The organism is Rhizobacter sp. P3_C12 (genome assembly GCF_056402735.1).
The window spans coordinates 1-6,630 of record NZ_JBFUGW010000314.1; the positions used below are offsets into that span (position 1 = coordinate 1).

Genomic DNA, 6,630 nt, shown 5'->3' on the forward strand with positions numbered 1-6,630 from the left:
TTGCTGCTGCCCGGGCTCGTGTCGGGCGACTTCTGCCAGGGCGTCGTCGTCGACCCGGCCAATGCCGGCACCGTCATCACGGGATGCGGCAACAACGACGGGCGAAAGATCAAGTGGTACCGCAGCACCGACTACGGCGACCACTGGACGCTGGTGAACAACAGCGCGATGGAAGGCAACCCGTGGGGCTTCAGCATCGACCCCAACCCGAGCCGCGACGCCTCGACCTCGCCGACGCTTTATTCACCGGCCGGCTACGGATCGGGCGGCATCTGGAAATCGACCGACGGCGCATCGACCTGGACGCGCCTCACCGGTGCCGACACGGCATACGCGCCCTACAGCCCCTTCGGCGGCACCGACCTGTACCACACGGCCATCCTTCCCGACGACCCGCCCAACCACATCCTCACCACACAGCACTACTACTTCAAGGACACGCCCGACGGCGGCTTCGGCGAGAGCTGGGACGGCGGCAAGAACTGGGTGATCCATCCGCCGAAAGCGGGGATCGGCACGTCGCACTACGTCATTCCGGTGAGCGCGACCACCTGGTGCGTGATCTCGCAGGAAGCCGGCGTGTGGCGCACCGCCACGGCCGGTCGCACGGGGGGCACCGCAGCGCAGAAGTACCGCGACGGAACCATCTCCACCAGCGCCTGGGAGCGCGTCAGCGACCATTACCACGCACACGGTTCGTACACAGCCGTGAAGGTCGGCAACGCGTGGTATTCGCCGGGCTACGAACCCGGCGAAGGCAGCATCTGGAAATCGACCGACGACTGCAAGAGCTGGACGAACCTGATGCCCGGCTACTACTGGCCCTCGCCACCCAACGGGGCCTTCATGAACAAGAACGCGACCGGCCTCGCGGCCACCGGCAAGTACCTCTATTCGAATTCCTTCCTCGGCCCCGAGTTGGCACGCGCGCCGATCGCCAACGACACGCAGTGGCTGCGCAACTACACCACCACGCCCGAGGCCATGAAGGGTGAAGGCGGGCTCCCGATGGGCAATGCCAGCACGCTGCACAAAGCTTCGGGGCACTGGATGGTCTTCATGGCCACCGGCAATGGCGTGTGGCGCTACATCGAGCCCTGAGAAYCCACGTGCCTCCTCGCATCACTGCATCCACCGAAGAAGAGACCACCATGAAGCCGCACCCAGCCCTTCGACCGAGCCCGCTTCTTTGCCTGCTGATGACAGCGACATTGGCGGCCTGCGGTGGTGAGGACAACAGCAACGGCGACACACCTGTGCAAGCGCCTGCACCGGCACCCGCGCCTGCGCCGGCACCGGCACCTGCGCCCACCCCAGCGGGCAACTGCACCAACCTCGGTGCCGTTGGAACGTGGCAGGACATCACGCCTCCCGGCAGCTGGAAAACCACGTTCGCCGTCAACGGAACCGTGGGCGCTGCGATCGTGGTCGATCCGTTCGACGCACGCCGGCTGTGGCTCGGCACGGGCGGCGAGAACAGCGAGATCTGGCGCTCTGATGACTGCGGCGGTTCATGGGTGCAGGCCAACACCGGTCCTGGCAGCGTCGGTGATCGCCAGACCTACGGTGGAGTGGGGGACGGAGCCCAGTGGAGCATGGTGGTCGATCCCGTCGAGCGCAACGTCTTGTACGCCGTCTCCGGATACGGCGCGCAGAGTCTCTGGAAGTCATCCGACGGTGGATACAGCTGGACCGATGTCCTGGCCGGAACCGAGTACAACGCGCACGCGGACTATCGCTTCGTGAACAACGTGTCGATGGATGCCGGCAATCACCTCCATCTTCTGGTCTCGACCCATGGAGGCTGCAGCGCGCCGTACGCGCCGAGCTGCATGGCGGAGACGCTGGACGGAGGCAAGACGTGGAGAACGCTCACCTCGCCTGAAGGTTGGACCGAAGGCGGCGGCGTGGTCATCGTGAAAGGGGGCACGTGGGTCTGGTGCGGCTCCGAGTTGATGACCACCGAAAACTCGGGCGCGACCTGGCAGCGCGGCCACCTGACGGGAGGAGGCACCTGCGAGGCGGAATACACCATTCGCCCGCTGGCACCCGCAACGAACGGCAAGTACTACCTCGGCAGCCGCAGCGGCGTGATCCGCAGCGCCGATGGTGTGCATTGGGAGCATGTCGCCGGGACCAACGGAACGATGGTGATGATGGCCCAGGGGGCGAGCCAACTCTTCGCGGCGAACCAATGGCAACCCTCCATCCGCACCGCCACGCTCTCGAGCGATGAGACGTGGAGCGAGCTTCCGACACCGCCGCAAGTTGCGCTGGGGCACGACGGGGGCATCCCCTTCCTCGCGTACGACGAGGTGCACCACATTCTTTACGCCTCGATGTTCTCCGGGGGTGTCGCACGCATGCTCGTCAAGTAGAGCAGCCGCAGACCCATCGGACCACCTGACACCACACCCTCTGCCCATTCATCCAACCTCGGTCAACCGATGCACACCATGACATGCAACCACTCCAAAGCCACCACGCTCTTGTGCCTGCTGTCGATCAGCGTGCTCGCTGCGTGTGGCGGCAAGGATGAAGCGGCCTCTGCACCGGCACCGGCACCCGCACCCGCACCCGCGCCTGCACCTGCACCTGCACCTGCACCTGCACCTGCACCTGCACCTGCACCTGGCGCGGTTCAGGTCACCATCGCACCATCGGCCACCAGCATTCCGGTGGGACAGAAGATGCTGGTGTCGGTCGACGTTGAAAGCTCGTCCGACCAGGCGGTGACGTGGTCGCTGCAAGAGGGGGCGGCAGGCGGCAGCATCGTGGCGTCGCCCGTGTACACCGCGGGCCAGGGTGGGCCGCAATGGGTTTACACAGCGCCCGCCATACCCGGCACTTACCACCTGGTGGCCACACCGCATGCCGATCCGCAGCATCCGGTCAGCCTGGCCTTGACGGTGCAGGCGCCGCTCACCGGCTGCACCGTGCCGGCAGCAAAGATCGGCGTGTGGGAGAACATCACCCCGCCGCAGGTCGACCTGACGACCGGCGACTGGTTCGGCATGCAGGCCATGGTCGTGGACCCGCTCACGCCGTCGACGGTGTATGTGGGCCGTGCCTTGGACGGCGTGTACAAATCGCTTGACTGCGGCGCCCACTGGTTCAAGGTCAGCACCGGCCGCAACGCCGACGTGATGGCCTCCGGGCGCACCTGGGTCATGGTCATCGACCCGACGAACCCCCAGGTGCTGTACACGCCCCAGGGCTACGGCGAGAGCGGTGTGTTCAAGACGACCAATGGCGGAATCGATTGGGACCAGGTGCTCACGCCGAACATCACATCTGCGGCGCCGTATGGCGGCTTCGTGGGCGGCATCGGCATGGACCCGAGCAACCCCGCGCACCTGCTGGTGGGCTGGCATGCCGAGTGCGCACCGCCCAACACCAAGGCCTGTTATGCCGAAACGAAGGATGGCGGCGTGAGCTGGGTCATGCGCAACGGCGACCCGGCATGGGGTGGCGGCGAGGGCACCCGCTACGACATCCTCGACGCCAACACCTGGCTCTTCAATTCCGAGAGCAACGGCATGTGGGTGTCGGCCAACCAGGGCACGAGCTGGAGCAAGGTCCAAGGCGTGAACGGCTCCCACGCCGGCGGGCAAACCTATCGCTCGGCAAACGGCACGCTCTACATGGGCACGGTCGACGGCGTGATGCGCAGCCTCGACAAAGGCCTCACGTGGTCGAAGCTGCCCGACTCAGGCAGCTTCGTTTTCGGCGTCATCGGCGACGGCACCAGGCTGTACACCAGCAGCTACTTCCCGTTCAACGCCCCCGGCCCGGCACCTTGGCAGCCCTACGCGTCGACCTCCGAGACGCAGCCTGCGACCTGGACCACCATGAACAGCCCGCTGATGAAAAACGGCGGGGGCCTGGCTTACGACCCTGTGCACCACATCGTCTATTCCAGCAACCTGAATGCCGGCGTGTGGCGCATGGTGGTCCGATGAACTGTCGCACGTTGATGCAACGCGATGTCAAGGTGCCGACCATGACACCAAAGCCCAGGCCGAGCCCACTGCTGTGCCTGCTGCTGGCCGCCGCGCTCGCCGCGTGTGGCGGGGATGACGACAGCAACGGCGGGCCGGTCGCAAACGCGCCCAGCCCAGCACCTGCTCCTGCACCTGCTCCTGCTCCTGCTCCTRCTCCTGCTCCTGCTCCTGCTCCTGCTCCTGCTCCTCCGGTTCCTGCGCCGCCACCCGGCCCGGCCGTCGGTGCCGTGGGCGTGTGGGAGAACGTGACGCCTGCGGGGGTGGACGATCTGTTGCACCAGGACGCCGGATCCTTCGGCCTCGGCTCCATCGTCACCGACCCCGCACACCCGAGCGACATGTACGTGGGCGGCTATGGCACGCTGTTCAAGTCGACCGACTACGGCTTGACCTGGAAGACCGTGCCCAGCAACCTTCTTCGTGAATACCGGCAACCCCGCCACCACGAGCAAGACCTGGTTCGCCTACGCACAAGACGGTGGATCGGGCGTGATGACGACCGACGGTGGCCAGAACTGGTTCCAGCCCAAAGGCATCGAAGGCCTGCAACACGCTCACGGGAACGCCAACCTGCTCCAGATCGGCAACAGCTTGTTCGTCACCGGCACGAACAACAGCGGCACGTTCCGCAGCACCGACCTCGGCAGGAACTGGACACGCGTCTCGCCCGATGCCGGCGGCGTCGTCTGGGGCTCCACCAAGGGCCTCTACTTCATGTGGGGCTGGGCCTGCTCGCGTTGCGGGCTCAGCGAAGGTGGCCCGCAGTATCACAGCGCAACCTGGCCCGGCGACAACTGGAAGAAGTGGATGGCTGCCGAACTGCCTGCCGGGCTGGTGTGGGGACCCAACAGCGTGGCCGCCACCAACGACGGCAAGCACAACATCTACGTCGGCTCGATGTGGTCGAGCGGGCTGTGGCGTTATGTCGAGCCTTGAAGCCGCGCTCGGCATGAAGACTCACCCGCTCTGCCAGGGATACTGTCAGTCATGGCGTGCATTGATAGGGAGACTGGAAAACATTGAAAGGTATGGCTTGCAGTTCTCAGAGGCGAACTGACCCTCCTCACTCTTGGGGATGCAGGGGGCAGGGCATCCGCCTAGCCTGACCCGTGGCGCATGGACCCGAGGCGTCGACAGACTGCGGCAGGCGATCCATGGACTTCGTCGACAGGATTCTCAGCATCTGGCACGAGGGCGCGTCGCACGCGCTCGTGAGCCAGCGTGTGTCTCGCCTGCTGATCGCGATCGTGATGGCAGCGCATGTGACGACCGCATGGGGTGTCGATTGTTCGACCTTGCACCCGAGCACCTCGCGCCAGCCGCCGTATGGTTCGATGGCAGGGCCCGAGCGCTGCGAGGGCTTCTACGACAGGACCGTCTCGCAATCGTTCGTCGAGTTGGTATCGCTCACCCGCGGTGCCGGACTGGCGGGAGAGAAGGTCACAGGGACGTTGTCGTTGCAAGCCGCGGCCCGAGCACCGCTGCGGCTCGTGGTGCAGCCGATGCCGTCGTCGCCGTTCTACCGAGTCGAGGCAGACCTGCTTGCCGGTCAGCCGCTGAGCTGGGACCCTGCGCCGATGCTGGGTGCAACACGCCTGCGAGCGAGCGACCTGGGCTTTCTCGCGCTGACGCGCCGCACCGGTGCTGCAGGTGGCCCGGCGGTGGCTCCGGTGGCGCTCTCGGCTTCTGCCCTGGTGCAGCCGGATGCAGTGGCCACGGTTCGAGCCTCGGTTCGCATCGCTTCGCTCGCATGGCGCAGCTACCGCCTCGGGGAGGGCGGGTCTCCGCGCTGGATCGACGTGCCGGATGCGCAACGCTATCCGTGGCAACGGCTGAGCATCGCCATGCCGATGCCCGCCGATGGCAAGGGCTTCGCCGTTGATGTGCAGGCCGTCGACGCAGACAGCCGCCAGGCCCTCCCCATGCTCCGATTCACGGTGCTCGGGGCGCTGGATGACTGACGAGCTTGCTTCGCAACGGAAATTGCTGGCCAAGCAATTGGCTGCTCGCTTGCAGGCCCCCGATGTGCCGCTCACCGAACTGAAGGATCTGCAGGAGCGGCTGCGCATCGTCGACACCGTGCTCGCAGAGCAGCGCGCTGCGGCGGGGCGCGGCCTGGGGCGCGTGCTGGCACCGATGTTGGCGGTGGCGGTCGTGCTGACGCTGGCCGCGACCGTGCAGGTGCCGGCTGTCCCGCTGGGACTCGAGCTGCAGGCCGGTTCGGCCACCCTGACGATGGCCGGCGCCTCGGCGATCGGACCCCTGCGGTTGCGTGGTGACACCCGGGTCGAAGGCTTCAGCCTGCTGGCATCACCCGACTCGACCCTCGTGCAGGCTTTCATGGCAAACCCCTCCGGTGCGATCGTTCTCCGCTCCGATGAAGCCACGCTGAGCACATTGCGTTGGCCGGCCGATACCCGACTCACGATGCAGGCCGATCCGGCCATGCTGTCGCTGCGCCTGGAGGGCCCCCATTCCGGCACGCAGGCGGAGTTCGATCTGCGTGGGCGCACCACGCTGCGCCTGTCGGAGGCCGCGTTGCCGGAGGAACGGCGATACGACCATGGCGAATGGATTCGCCTTTCTGCCGGTGACGCGAACGGCGGCGTCGCTTCCTCGATGTCCC

Annotated in this window: 7 protein-coding genes; 6 read left to right on the top strand and 1 reads right to left on the bottom strand. The window is 66.3% G+C overall.

Annotated features, from left to right (window positions below; translation table 11 throughout):
- Positions 1-1,101: beta propeller repeat protein (locus AC1DXV_RS29580; RefSeq protein WP_477937010.1), on the top strand; the 1,101-nt coding region annotated here is incomplete at its 5' end.
- A gap of 50 nt (positions 1,102-1,151) precedes the next feature.
- Entirely contained in the window at positions 1,152-2,378 is a 1,227-nt protein-coding gene (locus tag AC1DXV_RS29585; RefSeq protein WP_477864965.1) for a WD40/YVTN/BNR-like repeat-containing protein, read from the top strand.
- 127 nt (positions 2,379-2,505) lie between these two features.
- Here AC1DXV_RS29585 and AC1DXV_RS29590 read toward each other — a convergent pair whose 3' ends face one another.
- Positions 2,506-2,631, bottom strand: coding sequence for a hypothetical protein (locus AC1DXV_RS29590; RefSeq protein ID WP_477864966.1), 126 nt, complete (start codon positions 2,629-2,631; stop codon positions 2,506-2,508).
- Between the two features lie 65 nt (positions 2,632-2,696).
- Between AC1DXV_RS29590 and AC1DXV_RS29595 the strand changes: the two genes are divergently transcribed.
- The 4 genes from AC1DXV_RS29595 to AC1DXV_RS29610 all read left to right on the top strand — a co-directional run.
- Positions 2,697-3,962: a WD40/YVTN/BNR-like repeat-containing protein gene (locus tag AC1DXV_RS29595; RefSeq protein ID WP_477937012.1), complete on the top strand. Its 1,266-nt coding sequence runs from the start codon at positions 2,697-2,699 to the stop codon at positions 3,960-3,962.
- Positions 3,963-4,424: 462 nt separating this feature from the next.
- Positions 4,425-4,940, top strand: coding sequence for a beta propeller repeat protein (locus tag AC1DXV_RS29600; RefSeq protein ID WP_477864968.1), 516 nt, complete (start codon positions 4,425-4,427; stop codon positions 4,938-4,940).
- 218 nt (positions 4,941-5,158) lie between these two features.
- On the top strand, positions 5,159-5,965 hold the full coding sequence (locus AC1DXV_RS29605; RefSeq protein ID WP_477864969.1) for a hypothetical protein: 807 nt from the start codon (positions 5,159-5,161) through the stop codon (positions 5,963-5,965).
- The coding region (locus AC1DXV_RS29610; RefSeq protein ID WP_477937014.1) for a hypothetical protein at positions 5,958-6,630 on the top strand (673 nt) is incomplete at its 3' end. The genes AC1DXV_RS29605 and AC1DXV_RS29610, both read left to right, overlap by 8 nt.